The 22,250-nt window shown below is 76.7% G+C and carries 16 protein-coding genes and 1 tRNA gene; 15 read left to right on the forward strand and 2 right to left on the reverse strand.

The genetic code is table 11. The features are described from left to right. Positions 1–53 precede the first annotated feature (53 nt). Positions 54–2,492: a DEAD/DEAH box helicase gene (locus FHN55_RS08395; protein ID WP_373995712.1), complete on the reverse strand. Its 2,439-nt coding sequence runs from the start codon at positions 2,490–2,492 to the stop codon at positions 54–56. A gap of 136 nt (positions 2,493–2,628) precedes the next feature. On the opposite strand from FHN55_RS08395, the gene FHN55_RS08400 reads away from it, so the two are divergent. The 11 genes from FHN55_RS08400 (at position 2,629) to FHN55_RS08450 (ending at position 18,463) form a co-directional block, all read left to right on the forward strand. Beyond that, positions 2,629–2,985 (forward strand): STAS domain-containing protein, encoded by a 357-nt coding sequence (locus FHN55_RS08400; protein ID WP_139711863.1) that lies wholly within the window; start codon positions 2,629–2,631, stop codon positions 2,983–2,985. 41 nt (positions 2,986–3,026) lie between these two features. Next, positions 3,027–3,485 carry an ATP-binding protein gene (locus tag FHN55_RS08405; RefSeq protein ID WP_257570808.1) on the forward strand — a complete coding sequence of 153 codons (459 nt, stop codon included), beginning with the start codon at positions 3,027–3,029 and terminating at the stop codon, positions 3,483–3,485. A gap of 125 nt (positions 3,486–3,610) precedes the next feature. After that, positions 3,611–6,163: a sodium-translocating pyrophosphatase gene (locus FHN55_RS08410; protein WP_139711864.1), complete on the forward strand. Its 2,553-nt coding sequence runs from the start codon at positions 3,611–3,613 to the stop codon at positions 6,161–6,163. 14 nt (positions 6,164–6,177) lie between these two features. Further along, on the forward strand, positions 6,178–7,764 hold the full coding sequence (locus tag FHN55_RS08415; protein ID WP_218974465.1) for a methyltransferase: 1,587 nt from the start codon (positions 6,178–6,180) through the stop codon (positions 7,762–7,764). Positions 7,765–7,768: 4 nt separating this feature from the next. Then, positions 7,769–8,845, forward strand: a complete 1,077-nt coding sequence (locus FHN55_RS08420) for a phosphatase PAP2 family protein (protein ID WP_139711865.1) — start codon at positions 7,769–7,771, stop codon at positions 8,843–8,845. 111 nt (positions 8,846–8,956) lie between these two features. Next, positions 8,957–11,818, forward strand: coding sequence for a type I DNA topoisomerase (gene topA, locus FHN55_RS08425; protein ID WP_218974466.1), 2,862 nt, complete (start codon positions 8,957–8,959; stop codon positions 11,816–11,818). 123 nt (positions 11,819–11,941) lie between these two features. Beyond that, positions 11,942–12,634 (forward strand): ECF RNA polymerase sigma factor SigK, encoded by a 693-nt coding sequence (gene sigK, locus FHN55_RS08430; RefSeq protein ID WP_257570809.1) that lies wholly within the window; start codon positions 11,942–11,944, stop codon positions 12,632–12,634. Further along, positions 12,631–13,464, forward strand: coding sequence for an anti-sigma factor domain-containing protein (locus FHN55_RS08435; RefSeq protein ID WP_139711866.1), 834 nt, complete (start codon positions 12,631–12,633; stop codon positions 13,462–13,464). The genes sigK and FHN55_RS08435 overlap by 4 nt, the downstream gene beginning before the upstream one ends. Positions 13,465–13,548: 84 nt before the next feature. Further along, on the forward strand, positions 13,549–15,699 hold the full coding sequence (tmk, locus tag FHN55_RS08440; RefSeq protein WP_218974467.1) for a dTMP kinase: 2,151 nt from the start codon (positions 13,549–13,551) through the stop codon (positions 15,697–15,699). Further along, the gene (locus FHN55_RS08445; protein ID WP_139711867.1) at positions 15,696–16,841 is read left to right on the forward strand and encodes a DNA polymerase III subunit delta'; all 1,146 of its coding nucleotides are present in this window, start codon (positions 15,696–15,698) and stop codon (positions 16,839–16,841) included. Before tmk ends, FHN55_RS08445 begins: the two co-directional genes overlap by 4 nt. Beyond that, the gene (locus FHN55_RS08450; RefSeq protein WP_139711868.1) at positions 16,838–18,463 is read left to right on the forward strand and encodes an alpha/beta hydrolase; all 1,626 of its coding nucleotides are present in this window, start codon (positions 16,838–16,840) and stop codon (positions 18,461–18,463) included. The genes FHN55_RS08445 and FHN55_RS08450 overlap by 4 nt, the downstream gene beginning before the upstream one ends. A gap of 27 nt (positions 18,464–18,490) precedes the next feature. On the opposite strand, the gene FHN55_RS08455 is transcribed toward FHN55_RS08450, so the two are convergent. Next, positions 18,491–18,799, reverse strand: a complete 309-nt coding sequence (locus FHN55_RS08455; protein WP_139711869.1) for a hypothetical protein — start codon at positions 18,797–18,799, stop codon at positions 18,491–18,493. A gap of 105 nt (positions 18,800–18,904) precedes the next feature. Between FHN55_RS08455 and FHN55_RS08460 the strand changes: the two genes are divergently transcribed. From FHN55_RS08460 to FHN55_RS08475, 4 genes are all read left to right on the forward strand, one after another. Next, positions 18,905–18,980 (forward strand) — tRNA-Thr (locus tag FHN55_RS08460). A 74-nt stretch (positions 18,981–19,054) separates the two neighbouring features. Then, positions 19,055–19,741, forward strand: a complete 687-nt coding sequence (locus FHN55_RS08465; RefSeq protein ID WP_139711870.1) for a GntR family transcriptional regulator — start codon at positions 19,055–19,057, stop codon at positions 19,739–19,741. 112 nt (positions 19,742–19,853) lie between these two features. After that, positions 19,854–21,494: an NCS1 family nucleobase:cation symporter-1 gene (locus FHN55_RS08470; RefSeq protein WP_139711871.1), complete on the forward strand. Its 1,641-nt coding sequence runs from the start codon at positions 19,854–19,856 to the stop codon at positions 21,492–21,494. Further along, positions 21,491–22,222, forward strand: coding sequence for an aspartate/glutamate racemase family protein (locus tag FHN55_RS08475; protein WP_139711872.1), 732 nt, complete (start codon positions 21,491–21,493; stop codon positions 22,220–22,222). The genes FHN55_RS08470 and FHN55_RS08475 overlap by 4 nt, the downstream gene beginning before the upstream one ends. Positions 22,223–22,250 lie beyond the last annotated feature (28 nt).

A 22,250-nucleotide genomic window follows, 5' to 3' on the forward strand; every position in this document is an offset into this window, starting at 1 on the left:
GGACCCCCTGCTGGACGGGCCGGCACCCTTGCGCCGGCCAGGTCTCCCGGACGCTAGACCCGCCGGGCGCCGCCGGCGCGCTGGCCCAGCGCGTCCGGAGCAGCGCGCGGCGCGTCGCGCAGGTCGACGACGTCGCGGCCGCCGTCCTCGTCCGCACCGGCCAGCACCAGGCGCAGCATGCGCAGCGCCCCCGCCTTGTCGAGCGGGGAGTTGCCGTTGCCGCACTTGGGGGACTGCACGCACGAGGGGCACCCCGCCGGGCACTCGCACTCCGCCACCAGGTCGGCGGTGGCCCGCAGCCAGGTCGCCGCGGCGGTGAACCCCCGCTCGGCGAAGCCCGCACCCCCGGCGGCGGCGTCGTGCACCACCACGGTGGGCAGGCCCGTGTCGGGGTGCAGCGCCGTGGAGACCCCGCCGACGTCCCACCGGTCGCAGGTGGCCACCAGCGGCAGCAGCCCGATCGCCGCGTGCTCGGCGGCGTGCGCCGCCCCCGGCAGGTCCGCCGGGGCGACGCCGGCCCCCTCGAGCAGGTCCGGCGGCACCGTCCACCACACCGCGGCGGTGCGCAGGGTGCGGGCGGGCAGGTCGAGCGGCTCCTCGCCCAGCACCTCCCCGGTGACCGCGCGCCGCCGCAGGTACGACGTCACCTGCGTGGTCACCTCGACGGCACCCGTGCAGACCGCCACCGGCCCCCAGGTGCGGCGCCGGTCCTCGGACAGGATGCGGACGTCGGTGGTGGTCCGCGCCGAGGTGGAGTGCTCCACGTCCTCCCGGCGCACCAGCGCCACGGAGCCCTCCTCGTCGAGCGCCTCCACCACGTGCGTCTCCCCCTGGTGCACGTACACCGCGCCCGGGTGCACCGCGTGGTGCGCGGAGCCCGCGTCCACGCTGCCCAGCACGCGCCCCGTCGCGGCCTCCACCAGCCGCACCGGCTCGCCGCCCGTGCCGCGCAGGTCGGCCAGGTCGGTGGCGCGCTCGCGGCGGGTCCAGAACCAGCCCCCGGGCCGGCGCCGCAGCAGCCCGCCCGCGACGAGGTGGCGCAGCACCGGCTCCGCGGAGGGGCCGAACAGCGGGAGGTCCTCGGGGGTCAGCGGCCGCTCGGCGGCGGCGGCGCACAGGTGCGGCCCCAGGACGTACGGGTTGCCCGGGTCCAGCACCGTGCTCTCCACGGGGGCCCCGAGCACCACCTCCGGGTGGTGCACCACGTAGGTGTCGAGGGGGTCGTCCTCGGCGACCAGCACGGCGAGGGCGTCCTGGCCGGCCCGGCCCGCGCGCCCCGCGCGCTGCCACAGCGCCGAGCGGGTGCCGGGCCACCCGGCCACCACCACCGCGTCCAGGCCGGAGACGTCCACCCCCAGCTCCAGCGCGCTGGTGGACGCCACGCCCAGCAGGTCGCCGTCCCGCAGGCGCCGCTCCAGCTCGCGCCGCTCCTCGGGCAGGAAGCCCGACCGGTAGGCGGCCACCCGGCCGGGCAGCGCCGGGTCGACCTCGGCGAGGGAGCGCCGCGCGGCGGAGGCGACCGCCTCGGCGCCGCGGCGGGACCTCACGAAGGCCACCGTGCGCACCCCGCCGGACACGAGGTCGGTCAGCAGGTCGGCCGCCTCCGAGGTCGCCGAGCGGCGGGTGGGGGCGCCGTTCTTCCCGGTGCCCGGCAGCAGCGGCGGCTCCCACATCCAGAACCGGGTGGCGCCGCGGCGCGCGGTGTCGTCCGTGACGGCCACGACCTCCTCCACCGGGACGCCCACCAGGCGGGAGGCGGTGAGGGCCGGCGCGGCCGCCGTGGCCGAGGCCAGCACGAACACGGGGTCCGCTCCCGCGGCCCGCGCCAGGCGCCGCAGGCGCCGCAGCACGTCGGCGACGTGCGACCCGAACAGCCCCCGGTAGTGGTGGCACTCGTCCACCACCACCACCCGCAGCGCCCGGAGGAAGCGGTGCCAGCGGGCGTGCCCGGGCAGCAGGGACCGGTGGAGCATGTCCGGGTTGGTGAGCACGTGGTTGGCGTGCTCGCGCACCCACCGGCGCTCCTCCGGCGGCACGTCGCCGTCGTAGGTGGCCGCGCGCACGCCCGGCACCGCCAGCGACCGCACCACCTGCAGCTGGTCCGCCGCGAGGGCCTTGGTGGGGGACAGGTACAGGGAGGTGGCGCCGCGGCCGCCCGGCTCGGCGGCCCCCTCGGCGACGGCGGTCAGCGCCGGGAGCAGGTACGCCAGCGACTTGCCCGACGCGGTGCCGGTGGACACCACCACGTGCCGCCCGGCGCGCGCGGCCTCGGCCGCCTGCACCTGGTGGAGCCACAGCGACGCCACCCCGGACCGCTCCAGGGCCGAGCGCAGCTCCGGGTGCACCCAGGCGGGCCACGGGGCGGTGGTGCCGCGGCGGGCGGGGACGGTGTGCTCGTGCAGCACGCGCTCGCGGCGGCCGGGAGCGCGCAGCAGGTGCTGCGCGGCGGCGGGCGCGCCGCCCCCCGGGCCGTCGCCCGCCTCGTCCTGCACCCTCCGATGGTCGCACCGGGTGCCGGTCGGGGAACCGCGCGTGGCCGACCGGGGGACCGGGTGGTTGACTGCCACCCGAGCCTGATCGCCCACCGGGTCACCCGCGAGTGACCAGCACCGACCCCGAGGAGCCACCGTGGACCTGTCCGTCACGAGCCGCGAGCAGGGCGGCCGGACCGTCGTCGAGGTCGGCGGCGAGATCGACGTGTACACCGCCCCCGTGCTGCGCGAGCGCCTGAACGACCTGGTCGGGGAGGGCCGCCACCACCTCGTCGTCGACATGGAGAAGGTCGACTTCCTCGACTCCACCGGTCTCGGAGTCCTCGTGGGCGGCCTGAAGCGGGTCCGCTCCCACGACGGCTCGCTGCACCTGGTGTGCACCCAGGAGAAGATCCTCAAGGTCTTCCGCATCACCGGCCTGACCAAGGTCTTCCCCATCCACAGCACCGTGGACGACGCGGTCGCGGCGTCCAGCGGAGACGCCACGTCCTGAGCCGGCGACCGACGAGGTCTGGCGGGCCGTTGGCAGCGCCCGTGCCCGGTGCTGGCCCCAGCGGCGCTCCCGCGCCGCTGGGGCCCGTCGTGCTGCGCTTCTCCGCCCTCCCCGAGCACGTGCGCATCGCCCGCCTGGTCGCCACCTCGCTGGCCCGGCGGGCCGGCCTGGCCGGCGGTGACGTCGAGGGCGTGCGGCTGGCCGTGGGGGAGGCGTGCGGCAGGGCCGTGCAGCGCAGCGAGTCCGCGGGGGCGGCGGAGCTGGTCGAGCTCACCGCCACCTGCCGCGGCGGGGAGCTGGTGGTCGAGGTGGTCGACCACGCCGGTGACGACGGCGTCGAGACCGAGGAGGTCGCCATGCTGCTCATGGAGGGCCTGGCCGACGAGGTCGCCGTGACGGCGGGCCCCGGGGGGCCCGGCGGCACCACCCGCCTCACGTGGCGCCCTCCGGTGGCTGCGACGGCTCCCACGGCGGCGGGGACGACGACGACCGGCGCCTGAGCGCCGCGGCCCCGCTGCGGTGCGCCGGGCCGGGGCGTCTGTAGTCTCGCGACGACCTGTTCCACCCCCCGTCGGGTGCCGCGAGGCCACCTGGGGGGTTCGCCCAGCCTCGTCGAGGAGGACGGATGCTCGGGCTGACGAGCTCTGCCGTGCTGGCCGGGGTGCAGACCGCGGCTGGTGCGTCCACGACTGCCAGCACGGCCGTGACCGGCCGAGACCAGATCATCGTCATCGCCGTCGCGGTCATCGCCGCGCTCGGCCTGGTGATGGCCTTCGTGTTCCGCCGGCAGGTGCTCGCCGCCGGCGAGGGCACCGAGCGGATGCAGGAGATCGCCGCCGGCGTGCAGGAGGGCGCGAGCGCCTACCTGCGCCGCCAGCTGCGCACGCTGGGCATCTTCGCGCTGCCGGTGGTGGCCCTGCTGTTCGTGCTCCCGGGCGACTGGGAGGTGAGGGTCGGCCGGGCGGTGCTCTTCCTCGTGGGCGCGCTGTTCTCTGCGGCGATCGGCTACCTGGGCATGTCGCTCGCGGTGCGCGCCAACGTCCGCGTGGCCGCGGCCTCGCGCGAGCCCGAGGGGCGCGCCGAGGGCTTCCGCCTGGCCATCCGCACCGGCGGAACGGTCGGCATGGCCACCGTGGGCCTGGGCCTGCTCGGCTCCTCCCTGGTGGTGCTCTTCTTCAAGTCCGACGCCCCGACGATGCTCGAGGGCTTCGGCTTCGGGGCCGCCCTGGTCGCCATGTTCATGCGCGTCGGCGGCGGCATCTTCACCAAGGCCGCCGACGTCGGCGCCGACCTGGTCGGCAAGGTCGAGCAGGGCATCCCCGAGGACGACCCGCGCAACGCCGCCACCATCGCCGACAACGTGGGCGACAACGTGGGCGACTGCGCCGGCATGGCCGCCGACCTCTTCGAGTCCTACGCGGTGACCCTCGTGGCGGCCCTGATCCTCGGGCGCGCCGCCTTCGGCGACGAGGGGCTGGTCTTCCCGCTGCTCGTGCCCGCCGTCGGCGCGATCACCGCGGTGCTCGGCATCATGCTCATCCGCACCCGCGGCTCCGAGAGCGGCCTGGGCGCCATCCAGCGCGGCTTCTACCTCTCGGCGGTGGTCTCCGCCGTCGGCAGCACCGCGGTGGCCTTCCTCTACCTGCCCTCCAGCTTCAGCGGCCTCGGGGGCTTGACCAGCCCGGCGATCGCCCAGATCGACAGCGACCCGCGCTTCCTGGCCTCGGCCGCCGTCATCGTCGGCATCCTGCTGGCCGTCGTCATCCTGTGGATCACCGGCTACTACACCGGCACCGAGTCCAAGCCCACCCAGGGCGTGGCGCGCACGTCGCTGACGGGCCCGGCCACCGTGGTCCTGTCCGGCATCGGCCTGGGCCTGACCTCGGCCGTCTACACCACGCTGATCATCAGCGGCGCGGTGCTGCTGTGCTTCCTGCTGGCCGCCGGCAACACCACGCTCGCGCTGTTCCTCGTGGCCCTGGCGGGCACCGGCCTGCTCACCACGGTCGGCGTCATCGTGGCCATGGACACCTTCGGCCCGGTCAGCGACAACGCCCAGGGCATCGCCGAGATGTCCGGCGACGTCGACGAGGAGGCCGCGCGCACCCTCACCGACCTCGACGCCGTGGGCAACACTACCAAGGCGATCACCAAGGGCATCGCCATCGCCACCGCCGTGCTCGCGGCGACGGCGCTGTTCGGGTCCCTCACCGACACCTTCCTGACCGCCGCCCAGTCGGCGTTCGCGAGCGTGCAGCAGGTGCCCAGCCAGTTCGTGCTGCAGTCCCTGGGCCTGCAGCTCAACCAGGGCGGCTTCGTCATCGCGATCGGCCAGATCACGGTGCCCTCGGTGCTCGTGGGCCTGCTGGCCGGCGCCGCCGTCGTCTTCCTCTTCTCCGGCCTCGCCATCGACGCGGTGACCCGCGCCGCCGGCGCCATCGTCTTCGAGGTGCGCCGCCAGTTCCGGGAGAAGCCCGGGATCATGGACGGCACCGAGAAGCCGGAGTACGGCCGCGTGGTGGACATCTGCACCCGCGACTCCCTGCGCGAGCTGGCGACCCCCGGCCTGCTCGCGGTGCTCGCGCCGGTGGTGGTCGGCTTCGGCCTGGGCGTGGCGTCGCTGGCGGGCTTCCTGGCCGGCGCCATCGGCACCGGGTGCCTCATGGCGGTGTTCCTCGCCAACTCCGGCGGCGCCTGGGACAACGCCAAGAAGCTCGTGGAGGACGGCCGCTACGGCGGCAAGGGCTCCGACGCCCACGCGGCCACGGTCATCGGCGACACCGTCGGCGACCCCTTCAAGGACACCGCCGGCCCGGCCATCAACCCGCTGCTCAAGGTGATGAACCTCGTCGCGATCCTCATCGTGCCGGCGGTGGTCGCCCTGACGGTCGGCGAGAGCGCCAGCACCCCGATCCGCCTGGCCATCGCCGCCGCGGCGCTGCTGGTGCTCGTGGTGGCCGTGTACCTCTCGGCGCGGCGCACCAGCGCGCTGGACGCGGGCGAGGAGGACGAGGACCTCGAGGACGACCTCGACGACGACGGCGACGGCTCGGCCGCCGACGGCCCGCGCGGCGAGGACGCCCACGACCTCGACCGCGACGAGCCCGCCGACGGGGCGCACGCCGCGGACCGCCCGGCGGGCGCCGAGCGCGAGCCGGCGGGAGAGCCCACCCGCTGACGTACCGTCGGGGCGTGCCACTGAGTGCCCAGCCAGCCCCGGCCGACGCGGCCCGGCCGCCGAGGCCCCCTCAGCTCGAGGGGGCCTCGGCGGCCGCTCTGCGCTCCGACCTCGAGCGCTCCGGGTGGACGGTGGAGGGCGTCGAGGGCCTGCTGGGGCCGGTGGCGGAGGCCGCGTTGCGCCGCGACTCCCTGGTGCCGGCCGCGCGGGCCGCGCGCGCCGCGGGCGACGGCGACCCGGTGGGCGTGCTGACCCGGCTGTTCCTGCTCGCGCACCCGGTGCCGCGGGCAGCGCTCGACGCTGCGCTGCCCCGCACGGGCACCGCCGGGGCGGTGGCCCACGGCCTGGTCGAGGCCGCCGGGAGCGCCCCGGACGACGCGGTGCGCGCCGTGGTGGACCTGCGCCCGCACGCCGCCGTCGACGCCCTCGGGGAGGTCGCCTGGTGGGTGGCCTCCGACCTCGGCGAGCACGCCCTGGGGGCCGGGCGGCCGCTGCCGCCGGAGCACGTCCTCGGCATCGGCGGGGCGTCGGCCTCGCTGGCGCGGCTGGCGGTGCGCACTCCGGTGGGCCGCGTGCTCGACATCGGGACGGGCAGCGGGGTGCAGGCGCTCCACGCCTCCCGCCACGCCCGGTCCGTGACCGCCACCGACACCTCGGCCCGGGCCCTCGGCTTCGCCGCCTTCAACGCCGCCCTCGCCGGCGTCCAGCTGGACCTGCGGCGCGGGAGCCTCCTGGAGCCGGTGGCCGGGGAGCGCTTCGACCAGGTGGTCTCCAACCCGCCCTTCGTCGTCACCCCGCGCGCCGCGGGCGTGCCCGGCTGGGAGTACCGCGACGGCGGCCTGGTCGGTGACGCCGTGGTGGAGCAGCTGGTCACGGGCCTCGGCGGCGTGCTGGCCCCCGGCGGCAGCGCCCAGCTGCTCGGCAACTGGGAGCACCGCGCCGGCGAGGGCTGGCAGACGCGCGTGCAGGGGTGGCTCGACGCCTCGGGCCTGGACGGCTGGGTGGTCCAGCGCGAGGTGATGGACCCGGCGCACTACGCCGAGACGTGGATCCGCGACGGCGGCCAGCGACCCGGTCCGGAGGCCGACGCGCTGCTGGAGGCCTGGCTGGACGACTTCGCGGCCCGCGGCGTGGAGGCCGTGGGCCTCGGCTTCGTCGTCCTGCACGCGCCGCCCGCCGACGCTGCCGGCCGGACCCGGTGGTCGCGCGTGGAGGAGGTCACCTCCCCGCTGGAGCGCCCGCTCGGCGAGCACGTGGCCGCCGTGCTGGCCGCCCGCGACCGGCTGGCGACCACCGGCGACGACGCGCTGCTGGCCTCCCGCCTGCGGGTGGCCGACGACGTCACCGAGGAGCGGCACGCCCGGCCCGGTGAGGGCGGCCCGCGCGCGGTGCTCCTGCGCGCCGGTGGCGGGCTCGGGCGCGTCGCGTCCGTCGGCACGGCGCTGGCCGGGCTGGTCGGGGCCTGCGACGGCGAGCTCGAGGTCGGCCAGGTGGTGGCGGCGCTCGCCGCGCTGCTCGAGGTGGACGCCGGGGCGCTGCGCGCGGAGCTGCTGCCGCAGGTGCGCGGTCTGCTCGAGGACGGGCTGCTGGAGTGGACGTGACGCCGTGAGCGCCGAGCGGGAGCTCGAGCGCGGCAGCGCGGGAGCGGGCCGCGCCGGTGCCACCGGCACGCGCAGCCCCGTGGTGGTGGCCGCCGGCGTGCTGCTGGCGGCGGCCTCCGCGGTGGGCGTCTGGGCGCTGCACCGGGTCTTCGTGCTCACCGCCCACGGGCAGGCCGTGGACGAGGCGGCGCTCGTCGGCGCCCGCACCCGCCTGTGGCGCCTGGAGGACAGCGCCAACCTCGTGCTGGACAGCGTCTCCGCGGTGGCGGTGCTCGCCGCGCTGGCCGCGGTGGCGGTGGTCGCGCTGGCCCAGCGCCGCGTGCGCCTGGCCCTGGCCGCGGTGGCGCTGGTGGGCGGGTCGCTGGCGACCACGCAGGTGGCCAAGCACCTGCTGCTGCACCGGCCGGACCTCGACGTCACCTACGTCCTCGCCAACTCCCTGCCCAGCGGCCACACCACCTTCGCCGGCGCCGTCTCCGCAGCCGCCCTGCTCGTGGCCCCGGTGCGCCTGCGCCCGCTCGTCGCCGTCCTGGGGGCCGCCTACACCTCCGCCATCGGGGTGGGGACGCTCGCGGCCGGCTGGCACCGGCCCAGCGACGCCGTGGCGGCCATGCTCGTGGTGCTCGCCTGGGGCGCCCTGCTCGCCCCGCTGGCGGGGGGCCGGCCGACGGCGGGGGCCGGTTCGGCGGGGAGGGCCGCCGCCGTCGTCGTCCTGGTGACCGGAGCGGTGGTGGGCCTGGGCGCAGCGGCGGCCGCGCTGGCCACGACGTGGGCGTCGGTGCCCCCGGAGCCGGCCGGGCGGCTGGGCCAGCTGGTGGCCGGCGGGGGCGGGGCGCTCGGCGTCGGCGGGGCGGCCTGCGCCGCGCTGCTCGCGCTCCTGCTCCTGCAGCGCTCCGCCGACCGAGCAGCCGACCGAGCAGCCGGCCGAGCAGCCGACCGAGCTGCCGACCGAGCAGCCGCTCGGGTGGCTCCGCCGGGCGGTGGGGGGACCGCCGCGCCGCGCGCCGGGGGCGGGGGCGGTGCGGCGGGAGGTACGGTGACCGCGCCGCAGCCGTCGGCGAGGCCGGGGTCCACCGGCTGAGCCGCCCCGCGGGGACGCCCCCGGGGAGGGCGCACCGCCGACGGCCCGCTGATCGTGACACGCACCCGCTGGCCGCGCGCCAGCCCGACCGCCAGGAAGGCAGGCCCGTCCGTGGCCCGAAGCTCCACCTCCGCAGCGCCCGTGCGCCGGCTCGTCATCGTCGAGTCGCCCGCCAAGGCGCGCACCATCGCCGGCTACCTCGGCGACGGGTACGAGGTCGAGGCCAGCGTCGGCCACATCCGCGACCTGCCGCAGCCCTCCGAGCTGCCCGCGGAGATGAAGAAGGGTCCCTTCGGCAAGTTCGCCGTGGACGTCGACAACGGCTTCGAGCCCTACTACGTGGTCGACGCGGACAAGAAGAAGAAGGTCACCGAGCTCAAGCGGGCCCTCAAGGAGGCCGACGAGCTCTACCTCGCCACCGACGAGGACCGCGAGGGCGAGGCCATCGCGTGGCACCTGCTGCAGACGCTGCAGCCCACCGTGCCGGTCAAGCGGATGGTCTTCCACGAGATCACCCGCGAGGCCATCCAGCGCGCGCTGGAGGCCACCCGCGACATCGACGCGCACATGGTCGACGCGCAGGAGACCCGCCGCATCCTCGACCGGCTGTACGGCTACGAGGTCTCCCCGGTGCTGTGGCGCAAGGTCCGCGCCGGCCTGTCGGCGGGCCGGGTGCAGTCCGTGGCCACCCGCATGGTGGTCGAGCGCGAGCGCGAGCGGATGGCGTTCCGCTCGGCGTCGTACTGGGACGTCCAGGCCGACACCTCGCCGGCCGGGTCCGGGGGCGCCCAGCGCTTCACCACCCGCCTGGTGGGCGTGGACGGCGCCCGCGTCGCCACCGGCCGCGACTTCGCCGACACCGGCCGGCTCACCGAGCGCGCCGCAGCGCTCGGCGCCGGGCTGGTCCGCCTCGACGAGGCCGCCGCCACCGCCGTCGCCGAGGGCCTGCACGCCGCGGGCTCCGCCGGGCTGTCGGTCACCTCCGTGGAGACCAAGCCGTACTCCCGCAAGCCCGCCGCGCCGTTCACCACCTCCACGCTGCAGCAGGAGGCCAGCCGCAAGCTCGGCTCCTCGGCCCGCCAGACGATGCGCACCGCCCAGTCGCTGTACGAGAACGGCTGGATCACCTACATGCGCACCGACTCCACCAACCTGTCCCAGCAGGCGGTGAGCGCCGCCCGGTCGCAGGCCGCGGAGCTGTACGGCGCCGAGTACGTGGCCGCCCAGCCCCGCACCTACGCCTCCAAGGCCAAGAACGCGCAGGAGGCCCACGAGGCCATCCGTCCCGCGGGCGACGTCTTCCGCACCCCGGCGCAGGTGGCCGGCCAGCTGCGCGGCGAGGAGTTCCGCCTCTACGAGATGATCTGGCAGCGCACCGTCGCCAGCCAGATGGCCGACGCGCGCGGCTCCACCGCCACGGTGCGCCTGGGCGGCGCGGTGGACGTGCGCCCGCCCGCCGGTGTCCAGGAGGCGTCCACCGGCACCCTCCAGCCGGGCTCGCACCAGGTGGAGCTGTCCGCGTCCGGCACCGTCATCACCTTCCGCGGCTTCCTCGCCGCCTACGAGGAGGGCCGCGACGAGGAGCGCCACGGCTCGGGCGAGGCTGAGCGGCGCCTGCCGCAGCTGGAGGAGGGCCAGCGCGTGGACGTGCTCGGCGCCTCCGCCGACGGCCACGAGACCTCCCCGCCCCCGCGCTACACCGAGGCGAGCCTGGTCAAGGCGCTGGAGGAGCGCGGCATCGGCCGTCCCTCCACCTACGCCGCGACCATCGCCACCATCTCCGACCGCGGCTACGTGTGGCGCCGCGGCACCGCTCTGGTGCCCAGTTGGCTGGCGTTCGCGGTGGTGAGGCTGCTCGAGGAGCACTTCGACCACCTCGTCGACTACGACTTCACCGCTGAGATGGAGGACGACCTCGACCGGATCGCGAGCGGCTCCGAGGACCGCCGCGCCTGGCTGAGCCGGTTCTACTTCGGCCCCGGCGGCGACGGCGGGACCGACGGCGGCGCGGTGCCGGCCGGCGCGGGCGGCGGGGCGCCGTCCCCGGCCGGGCGCACCGGCCTCAAGCCGCTCGTGGAGCACCTGGGCGACATCGACGCGCGCGGCGTGAACTCCCTGGACGTCGGCGAGGGCATCACCCTGCGCGTGGGCCGCTACGGCCCCTACCTCGAGATCCCGCCGGCGGAGGGCGCCCCCGAGGGCGCCGAGCCCCAGCGCGCCTCGGTCCCGGACGACCTCGCCCCCGACGAGCTCACCCCCGCCAAGGCCCGCGAGCTGCTGGAGACCGCCGGCGACGGCGACCGCGAGCTGGGCACCGACCCGGCCACGGGCCGCACCGTGGTGGCCCGCGCCGGCAGGTTCGGCCCCTACGTCACCGAGGTCCTGGAGGAGGGGGCGCCCAAGAGCGCCAAGCCCCGGACCGCGTCGCTCTTCAAGAGCATGCAGCTCCAGACCGTCGGGCTCGACGACGCCCTGAAGCTGCTCTCGCTGCCGCGCCTCGTGGGCACCGACCCCGCCACCGGTGAGGAGATCACCGCGCAGAACGGCCGGTACGGGCCCTACCTGAAGAAGGGCACCGACTCGCGGTCGCTGACCAGCGAGGACCAGCTCTTCGAGGTGACCCTCGAGGAGGCCCTGGCGCTGTACGCGGAGCCGAAGCGCGGACGGGGCGGCCGGGCCGCCGCCGCGCCGCTGCGCGAGCTGGGCGCCGACCCGGCCAGCGGCGCGCCCGTGGTGGTGAAGGAGGGCCGCTTCGGCCCCTACGTCACCGACGGCACCACCAACGCCACGCTGCGCACCGCCGACACCGTCGAGGCGATCACCCTGGAGCGGGCCGCCGAGCTGCTCTCCGAGAAGCGGGCCAAGGGCCCCGCCAAGGGCGCCAGGGGAGCGAAGGGTGCGAAGGCCTCCGGAGGCGGTGCCCGCGGCGGCTCCCGCGGGGGGGCGTCGCGCTCGACGGCCTCCAAGCGCTGACGCGCCGGCTGACGCGGTCGTCGGCGTGAGGCACGGGGTGCTCGCAGGGGAGCACCACCCGTTCGGCCCCCATCCGCGGGGCGTGCAGCACCGAACTGCTGCCAGGAGCACGGAGGAGGACCCGTGAGCCAGGAGGGGGGGACCGGTGTCGACGCAGGACCCGGACGCAGCGGCGACCCGCTGGCCGCGGCCATGTCCCGCGTGGCCGGCGGCGACCGCGACGCGTTCGCCGAGGTCTACGACGCACTGGCGCCCAAGGTGCTCGGCGTGACCCGGGCCGTGCTGCGCAACCCCTCCCTCGCGGAGGAGGTGGCCCAGGAGGTCATGGTGGAGCTGTGGCGCCAGGCCGCGCGCTTCGACCCCGCGGCGGGGTCGGCCGGCGCGTGGGCCGCCACCATCGCCCACCGGCGGGCCGTCGACCGCGTGCGGTCCGTGCGCTCCCGCGAGGACCGCGAGGACAGGGTGGCGGCCGGTGAGAACCGCACCGCCTACGACGAGGTGTCGGAGCAGGTGCTGCAGCGCGAGGACGAGACCCGCGTGCGCTCGGCGCTCAGCGGCCTCACCGACCTGCAGCGCGAGGCCGTGCTGCTGGCCTACTGGGGCGGGCGGACGTCCACCGAGATCTCCCAGCGGCTCGGGGTGCCGGTGCCCACGGTGAAGACGCGCCTGCGCGACGGGCTGTCACGCCTGCGCGCAGAGATGGTGCGCCAGGACGCCGACCCCGGCGGGGGTCCCGGTGGACCCGGCGGTGGTGCTGGTGGTGCGGTGCGCGGGGTGGACGGTGCCCCGCGGCGAGCGGTGAGGAGGACGACGTGAGCGAGCACGACCTCACCGCCGCCTACGCCGTCGACGCCCTCACCGGCGACGAGGTGCGCCAGGCCGAGCAGCACCTGGCGGGGTGCGCGGCGTGCCGCGCGGAGCTGGCCGACCTGCGCGAGGCGCTGGCCGACCTCACCGCGCCGGTGGAGCCGCCCGCCGCGGTGCGCGACCGCGTCCTCGCGGCGCTCGACGACGTCGACCAGCTGCCCGCCGAGCCGGGTGCGGCTGCCCTGCGCGCCGTCCCGGCAGCGGTCGCCGACGGCGCGCGCAGCGCTCCCGTCGCCCCGGCCCCCGTCCCCGTCGTCGGGGGTGACGACGAGGTGGCGCTCCGGCGCGCCCGGCGCAGGTCGCGGACCGGCCGCTGGGTCCCGGCCGTCGCCGCGGCAGCGGCCGCCGTCCTCGTGGCAGCCGCCGCGCTCGGCGGGTGGACGGCGCTGCGCTGGCGCGACCAGGCCCAGCAGGCCCAGCAGGCCGCCGCCGTCGTCGCGCAGGTCGCCGCGGCCCCGGACGCGGTCACCGTGGCCGCCTCCGACGGCGGTGACGGCTGGAGCTCGGCGCGCGTGGTCGCGTCCGCCTCCCTGGGCGAGGCCGTGGTCGTCCCCTCGGGCGTCGAGCCGGCCCCGCGCGGCCGCACCTGGCAGCTGTGGTGGGTCACCGGCGAGCAGGCGCCCCGGTCGGCCGGTCTGCTGTCCGGCGCCACCGGCGCCCCGGAGGTGCTGGAGGGCGCCGCGGACGGCGCGACGGCGGTGGCCGTGACCCTCGAGCCGGCCGGTGGCAGCAGCGCTCCCACGACCACCCCGGTGGCCGTCTACCCGCTCGCGGCGTGAGGTCCGCGGCCGCTCGCGAGCCCGCTCGCCCGGGTGGTCGCAGACGGTCGGCCCGTGGTCAGGAGCCGCGGCTACATTGACCCGGTGACGAGCGCTGCGGTGCCGGGCGGCGCCGCCGCGACGGCCGGGACGCCCCCTCCCGACCACGGGGTGCGCGCGGTGCTGCGCATCCGGTCCTTCCGCCAGCTGTGGTGGTGCCTGGGCCTGTCGAGCCTGGGCGACTGGCTGGGCCTGCTCGCCACCACGGCGCTGGCCGTGAGCCTGTCGGGCGGTGCGCGTGACGCCTACGCCGCGGCCAACCTGGCCGTCGCCGGCGTGCTCGTGCTCCGCCTGGCGCCCGCGGTGGTGTTCGGCCCGCTGGCCGGCGTCGTCGCCGACCGCTGGGACCGCAAGACGACCATGGTCGTGGGCGACGTGCTGCGCGGCCTGCTCTTCGCCAGCATCCCGCTCGTCGGCACCCTGTGGTGGCTCCTGGTCGCCACGGTGCTCATCGAGGTGGTGGGCCTGTTCTGGACCCCCGCCAAGGACGCCACCGTCCCCAACATCGTGCCCCGGGAGTCGCTGGAGGCGGCCAACCAGCTCACGCTCGTGGTCACCTACGGCACCGCGCCGGTCGCGGCGCTGCTGTTCAGCGGCCTGGCCCTGCTCAACCCCGTGCTCCCCGCCGCGCTCGACGGCGTCGCGGTCTCGCTCTACCTGAACGCGGCCAGCTACCTCGTGGCGGCGCTGGTCGTGGCCCGCCTGGTGCTGCCGCCGCGGCGGGCGGGGGAGGACGGCGCCGCGGCCGCGCCCGAGGGCGTGGGCCGCAGCATCGTGGAGGGCTGGCGGTACGTGTGGGCGACGCCGCTGGTGCGCGGGCTCGTCGTCGGCATGCTCGGCGCCTTCGCGGCCGGCGGCTTCGTCATCGGGGTCGCCCGGACCTTCGTGGACGACCTCGACGCCGGCGACGCCGGCTACGGCGTCCTGTTCGCGGCCGTCTTCACCGGCCTGGCGCTGGGCATGTGGACGGGGCCGCGCGTGCTCGCGGCGCTCCCGCGCTGGCGCCTCTTCGCGCTGTCGCTGGTGTGCGCGGGGGCGGTGCTCTTCCCGCTGGCCCTGGTGCCCAACATCGTCATCGTCGCGGCGCTGTCGGTGGTGGTCGGCGCGTGCGGCGGCGTCGCCTGGGTCACCGGGTACACGCTGCTCGGCCTGGAGGTGGCCGACGAGGTGCGCGGGCGCACGTTCGCCTTCGTGCAGTCCTCGGCGCGCGTCGTCCTGGTCGGGGTGCTGGCGCTCGCCCCGGCGCTGGCCGCGCTGTTCGGCACCCACCGGATCCAGTTCACCGACACCGCCGGGCTCACCTACAACGGCGCCGCGCTGACGCTGCTCGTGGCGGCCGTGCTGGCCACCGGCATCGGCCTGGCCGCCTACCGCACCCTCGACGACGGCCAGTCCGGCCCGCTGCGGGCGGACCTCGTCCGCGCGTGGCGCCTGCGCAGCACCGCACGGCCCGAGCGCCGCCGCCGCGGCCCCGGCTTCTTCGTGTCCCTGGAGGGCGGCGACGGGTCCGGCAAGAGCACCCAGGCGAGGCTCCTCGCCGACTGGCTGCGCGAGCGCGGCCACGAGGTGGTGCTCACCCGAGAGCCTGGGGCCACCGAGCTGGGCCTGGGGATCCGGCAGCTGCTGCTGCACGGCGGCCACGTCTCCCCGCGGGCCGAGGCCCTGCTGTACGCCGCCGACCGGGCGCACCACGTCGCGGAGGTGGTGCGCCCGGCGCTGGCCCGCGGGGCCGTGGTGGTCACCGACCGCTACATCGACTCCTCCGTCGCCTACCAGGGCGCCGGGAGGTCCCTGGAGGACGACGAGGTCGCCTCGCTGTCCCTGTGGGGCACCGAGGACCTGCTGCCCGACGCCACGGTGCTGCTCGACCTCTCCCCCGAGGCCGCCCGCGCCAGGCTCGGCGAGCAGCTCGACCGGCTCGAGCGCGAGCCCGCGGAGTTCCACGCCGCCGTGCGCGAGCGGTTCCGCCACCTGGCGCGCCGCAACCGCAGCCGGTTCCTCGTGGTCGACGCCGAGGCCCCCGCCCCGGACGTGGCGACCCGGGTGAGGGAGCTCCTCGAGCCGGTGCTCCCGCCGCCGCCGCACCTCGACCGCCGCGCCCAGCCGACGCCGGCCCGACCCACCGGCGCCACCGGGGTGGGCGGTCCCGGCCGGGCCGACGTCGACCCGGCCGACGCCTGGGACGCGGGCCGGTGAGCGTGTGGGAGGACGTCGCCGGCCAGCCCGACGTCGTCACCCAGCTGCGCGGCGCCGTGCAGGTGCCCTCGGCGATGACGCACGCGTGGCTGTTCACCGGGCCGCCGGGCTCGGGGCGCTCCACCGCCGCCCGGGCCTTCGCGGCGGCGCTGCAGTGCGACCGTGAGGACCTGGGCCAGCGCGGCTGCGGCGCGTGCCACGCCTGCCGGACCGTGCTGGCGGGCACCCACGCCGACGTGCAGGTGGTGGCCACCGAGAAGCTGAGCATCGGCGTGGACGACGTGCGCGCGCTGGTGCAGCGCGCCGCCCGCGCGCCCTCGTCGGGCCGCTGGCGGGTGGTGCTCGTGGAGGACGCCGACAGGTTCACCGAGCACAGCGCCAACACGCTGCTCAAGTCGATCGAGGAGCCTCCGCCGCGCACCGTGTGGCTGCTGTGCGCCCCCAGCCCCGAGGACATGGTGACCACCATCCAGTCGCGCTGCCGGCCGGTCCGGCTGCGCGTCCCCTCCGCCGACGACGTCGCCGCCCTGCTGGTGCGCCGCGACGGGATCGACCCGACGATGGCCGCCTACGCCGCGCGCGCGGCGCAGAGCCACGTGGGGCTGGCTCGCCGCCTGGCGCGCGACGAGGGGGCCAGGACGCGGCGCCGGCAGGTGCTGCAGCTGGCGTTCGAGGTGACCGGCGTGGGGGAGGCCGTGGTGCGGGCTGGGGAGCTGGTGGAGGTCGCCTCCGAGGAGGCGGCCGCGGCGACCGCGGAGCGCGACGCCGCTGAGCGCGCGGAGCTGCTGCGCTCGCTCGGCGCCGAGGCCGCCGGGTCCCTGCCCCCGGCCCTGCGCTCCCAGGTCAAGGCCCTCGAGGACGACCAGAAGAAGCGCGCCACCAGGGCCCGGCGCGACGTGCTCGACCGCGCCCTGGTGGACCTGGCGTCCCTGTACCGCGACGTCCTCGTGGTGCAGCTGGGCGCCGGGGTCGACCTGGTCAACGCCGAGCTCGCCCGCGAGGTGGGCGCGCTGGCGCGGCGCGGCGCGCCCGAGCAGACGCTCGCCCGCCTCGACGCCATCTCCACGGCCAGGCGGCGCATCGCGGCCAGCGTCAGCCCGCTCCTGGCCGTCGAGGCCATGGCCCTCGCCCTCCGCCCGTGACCGCCGCGCTTCCCCACCGCGGCCGCACCGCCCCCGACGGGCGCTCCCGCCGGCCCCGCAGCTGGCGCGGGTCCTCCGCCGGGGCCGTCCTGCTGGCGTCGCTCGCCCTCGCGGTGAGCGCGTGCAGCGGGCCGCCGGAGCCCACCGGGGGCGACCCCACCACGCTGCCGCCCACCACCGCGCCGACCACGGTGCCCGGGGAGCAGGCCACCGACCCCGCGTACGCGCGTTACTACGACCAGCGGGTCTCCTGGTCCGACTGCGGCGGCGGCCTGCAGTGCGGCACGGTCCAGGTGCCGGTCGACTGGTCCCAGCCCGACCGCGACGAGCTGGCGCTGGCGGTCGCCCGCCACCCCGCCACCGACCCCGCCGGCCGGGCGGGCTCGCTGCTGGTCAACCCCGGCGGGCCGGGGGCCTCCGGGGTCGCCTGGCTGCGCGGGGGCGTCCAGGCCGTGGTCAGCGACGCGGTGGAGCAGCACTACGACGTCGTGGCGTTCGACCCCCGCGGCACCGGTTCGTCCCAGCCCGTCCAGTGCCTGTCCGACGCCGACTTCGACGCCTACCGCGCCGACCCGGCCGACCCCAGCACGCCGCAGGGCCTGGCGGAGGAGACCGACGAGGCGCAGCAGTTCGCCGAGGGCTGCGAGGTCGACGCCGGCCTGCTCCTCGGGCACCTCGGCACCGTCGACGCCGTCCGGGACCTCGACGTGCTCCGGGCCGCCGTCGGCTCGGAGCGGCTGGACTACCTCGGCAAGAGCTACGGCACGCTGCTGGGGGCGGAGTACGCCGGGCGCTTCCCCCAGCGCGTGGGCCGGCTGGTGCTCGACGGGGCGCTCGACCCCGCCTCCAGCGCCACCGACGTCGACCTCGTGCAGGCGGAGGGGCTCGAGCAGTCGCTGCGGGCCTACGCCCAGGCCTGCCCGCAGCGCTCGGACTGCCGGCTCGGCGACACCGCCGACGCCGTGGTCCAGCAGGTCCGCGACGTGCTGGCCCAGGCCCGGCAGCGCCCGCTGGCCACGTCGGACCCGCAGCGCCCGCTGACCGCCCCGCTCGCCTTCCAGGGCGTCATCGCCACCCTGTACGACGCGGGCACCTGGCCCCTGCTCGACAGCGCCGTGAGGGACGCGCGCGCGGGCGACGGGTCGCGGCTGCTGCAGCTGGCCGACGCGTACGCCGGGCGCCAGCCCGACGGCACGTACAGCTCCAACATCCTGCAGGCGTTCACGGCGATCAGCTGCCTGGACCGCCCGGTCGACGCCAGCCCCGAGGCCATGGCCGCGGAGGCGGCGCAGCTCGAGCAGCGCTCACCCACCTTCGGGCGCTCGCTGAGCTACGGGGCCCTGCAGTGCGGGGTGTGGCCGGTCCCGCCGACCCGCACCCCCGCGCCCGTGAGGGCTGACGGCGCGGCGCCGATCCTCGTGGTGGGCACCACCAACGACCCGGCGACCCCCTACGTGTGGGCGCAGTCGCTGGCCTCGCAGCTGTCCTCGGCCCGGCTGCTCACGTGGCGGGGGGAGGGCCACACGGCCTACCGGCGCGGCTCGGCCTGCGTCGACGGCGCCGTCGACGGCTACCTGCTCGACGGGGTGCTGCCGGGACAGGACGCGACCTGCGGCAGCTGACCGGCTCGGCGTCGGCTCGGCGCCGGCTCAGGCGCGGGCGGCCTCGAGGGCTCGCAGGCGCACCCGGTCCTGGATGCTGAGCGCCGACTCGTCGAGGCGGGCCCTGACGACCGGGGCGGCCGGGACCGCGGCGACGAGGGCGTCCTCGGGACGCGCCGACCGCGGCCCGCGCTCGGCGGTGGCGAGGTCGACCACGGCGGAGCGGGCGCGCCGGGCGTCCAGGTCCACCACGGCGGCCGCGGGCGGGGGGAGCACGACGGCGAGCCCTGCGGAGCGGGGACCGGCGGGCGGGCCGCCGCGCAGTCGGGTGGGGGGCGGGGTGACGTCGTCGCGCATGCCAGGTCAACGGCGCGACGCGCCGAGGGCTTGAGCCGTCCGGCGTGTCCGGACTGGCGCGCCGGGTATGGTGTTCCCCGTCGCGCGGTGCTCGTCGCTGCGCGCGCCGCCTTAGCTCAGTCGGCAGAGCGATTCACTCGTAATGAATAGGTCGAGAGTTCGATTCTCTCAGGCGGCTCCACCCCCCACCCGCGTCCGGCCGCGGATCCGCGCCGCAGCCCCCCGCGGCGCCTCCGGCGGCCCTAGCCTGCGCCGGTGCGGCACCCCTCGCCCCTCGTCGCACGCCTGCGGGCGCCGGTGGGAGACCACCCCGCGCGCGGCGTCCTCGCCGAGCTGCGCCGCGCCGTGCTGTCCGGTGACGCCCCCCCGGGCTGCGCGATCCCGCTGCGGGAGGTGGCCGAGGCCTTCGGCGTCAGCCCGATCCCGGTGCGGGAGGCGCTGCAGGTGCTCGTCGGCGAGGGGCTCGTGGTGCACCGCGCGCACGCCGGGTACGCGGTGGCGCGCCTGTCCCGCGGCGAGCTCGCCGAGCTGTACGTCGTGCGCGGCGCGCTGGAGGAGGCGGCGCTGCGCGCCGCGGCCCCGCGGGCCGGCGACGACGACGTGCAGGTCGCCCGGGAGGCGCTCGGGTCGCTGCGCGAGTGCCTCTCCTCCGGCGACGTGCGGGGGTACCACGAGCACAGCCGCGCCTTCCACGTCGCGCTGATGGCACCGGCGGGGATGCCCCGGCTGCTGGGCATGGTCGCCCAGGCGTGGAACCTGACCGAGGCGGTCCAGCCCATGCGCTGGTCGACGTGGCAGGCGCGGGAGCGCCTGCACACCGAGCACACCGAGATGCTCGAGGCGTTCGCCCGCCGCGACGCGGACGCCCTGGTGGCCGTGGCCCGGGCGCACCAGCAGCGGCTGGAGGACGTCGTCGCCGACGTCCCCCTCGAGGACCGCTGAACCGCTGCGGGGGAGCCGCGGAGATATACGACGAGGGCAACGGCGGTGCAACACGGGCTCCCTAGCGTCGTCCAGCAGCAGCAAGGACCGCCCCCGCCCGCAGGAGGACCACGTGCCTGAGACCACCACCCGCCGCCGCAGCGCCGGCGGCGCGCCCCCCTCCGCGGGCGTCGTCGTCGAGGGCGCACCGCTGGTGTCCGCGCACGGCGCGGCCGGCGACGGGCTCATCAAGCCCGGCTACGACCCGCGCCTCACCAACGCCGACCTCGCTCCGCTGCGCCAGCAGAAGTGGGGCTCGTACAACCTCTTCGCCTTCTGGATGTCCGACGTGCACAGCGTCGGCGGCTACGTCACCGCGGGCAGCCTCTTCGCCCTGGGCCTGGCCAGCTGGCAGGTCTTCGTGGCGCTCATCGCCGGCATCACCATCGTCTACTTCCTGTGCAACCTCGTCGCCAAGCCGAGCCAGGTGACGGGCGTGCCCTACGCCGTCGTGAACCGCGCGGTGTTCGGCGTCAAGGGCGCCAACCTGCCCGCGATCATCCGCGGTGCCATCGCCGTGGCCTGGTACGGCATCCAGACCTACCTCGCCTCGGCCGCCCTCGACGTCGTCCTCATCCGGCTGTGGCCGGGCCTGGCGCCCTACGCGGACGCCTCCCAGCAGGGCTTCCTCGGCCTGAGCGTGCTCGGCTACGCCACGTACGCGTTCCTGTGGGCGGTGCAGGCGGCGGTGTTCTGGCGGGGCATGGAGTCCATCCGCAGGTTCATCGACTTCTGCGGCCCCGCGGTCTACGTCGTGATGTTCGTCCTGTGCGGGTACCTGCTGGTCGAGGCGGACTTCGACGTCTCCCTGACCCTGTCCGAGGTGTCGCTGACGCCGCTGCAGCAGCTGGGCACCATGCTCTCGGCGACGGCGCTCGTCGTCGCGTACTTCTCCGGGCCGATGCTCAACTTCGGCGACTTCTCCCGGTACGCGCACTCCTTCCGCGCCGTCAAGAAGGGCAACTTCCTCGGCCTGCCGGTGAACTTCGTCCTCTTCTCGCTGCTCACGGTGCTCACCGCCGCCGCGACGCTGCCGGTCTACGGCCGCCTCATCACCGACCCGGTGGAGACCGTCGCCCAGATCGACTCGACCTTCGCCGTGGTGCTCGGTGCGGTGACCTTCACCACCGCCACCATCGGCATCAACATCGTCGCCAACTTCATCGCACCGGCGTTCGACTTCTCCAACGTCAACCCGCAGAAGATCTCCTGGCGCGCCGGCGGCATGATCGCCGCCGTCGGGTCCGTGGTGCTCACGCCGTGGAACTGGTACGCCAACGACACCGCCATCCACTACACGCTCGGCATCCTCGGCGCGCTCATCGGCCCGCTGTTCGGCGTGCTCATCGCCGACTACTTCCTCGTCCGCAAGCAGCGCATCGCCGTCGACGCGATGTACTCGATGGACGAGCGCGGCGCGTACTGGTACCGCAAGGGGTACAACCCCGACGCCCTGGTCGCCACCTGCGTCTCCGGCGCCGTGGCCATCGCCTCGGTGCTGCTGCCCCGCCTGCTCGGCCAGGCCCTGTGGGTCAGCGACTGGTCGTGGTTCATCGGCTGCGGCCTGGGCCTGGTGGTCTACCGCGCCCTGGCCCTGCGTCCCGGCTCGCCCACCCTCGCGGCGATCGCCGTCGCGGACACCGAGGCCGACGTCACGGACGGCGCCACCCACGACGACCGCGCCAGCGCGCCGACGGCGGTCGACGTCCGGTGATCGTCGACGTCGTCAACCCCAACACCACGGGGTCCATGACGGCGCTCGTCGCGGAGGGTGCCCGGGCCGCTGCCGGCCCGGGCACCACCGTGCGCGCCGTCACCTCCCGCTCCGGCCCGGCGAGCATCGAGAGCCACTACGACGAGGCCCTCGCGGTGCCCGGGCTGCTGGAGGCGGTGCTCGAGGGCAGCGCCACCGGGGCCGACGCCCACGTGGTCGCCTGCTTCGGCGACCCGGGGCTCGACGCCTGCCGCGAGGTGGCGCGCGGGCCGGTCGTCGGGATCGCCGAGGCCGCCATGCACGCCGCCGTGCTGGTCGGGCGCTCCTTCAGCGTGGTGACCACCCTGGGCCGGACCGCCGGGCGGGCTCGCGAGCTGGCCGTCCGGTACGGCTTCGGCGAGCACTGCGCGGGGGTGCACGCCTGCGAGATCCCGGTGCTCGAGCTCGAGACCGACCCGCTGGCGCGGGCCACGATCGCGGCGTCCTGCGCGAAGGCCCTCGACGACGACGGCAGCGACGTGGTCGTGCTCGGCTGCGCCGGCATGACCGACCTCGCGGCCTCGCTGTCGGCCGAGCTGGGCGTGCCCGTGGTCGACGGCGTGGCCGCGGCGGTCGGCATGGCCCAGGCCCTCGTGCTCGCGGGGCTGTCGACCAGCCGGCGCGGTGAGTACGCGCGGCCGCCGGCCAAGGCGTACGCGGGCGACCTGCAGCGGTTCGCCCTGCGCTGAGCCCCGTCCTCAGGAACGCCCTGGTGGT

The organism is Streptomyces sp. NP160 (assembly GCF_006335115.1).
Lineage (GTDB): Bacteria > Actinomycetota > Actinomycetes > Actinomycetales > Quadrisphaeraceae > Quadrisphaera.

Bases quoted from the DNA above. Each gene is read 5' to 3' on its own strand.
- FHN55_RS08410 (WP_139711864.1), top strand. From the start codon at position 3,611: ATGCTCGGGCTGACGAGCTCTGCCGTGCTGGCCGGGGTGCAGACCGCG.
- FHN55_RS08455 (WP_139711869.1), bottom strand. From the start codon at position 18,799: ATGCGCGACGACGTCACCCCGCCCCCCACCCGACTGCGCGGCGGCCCG.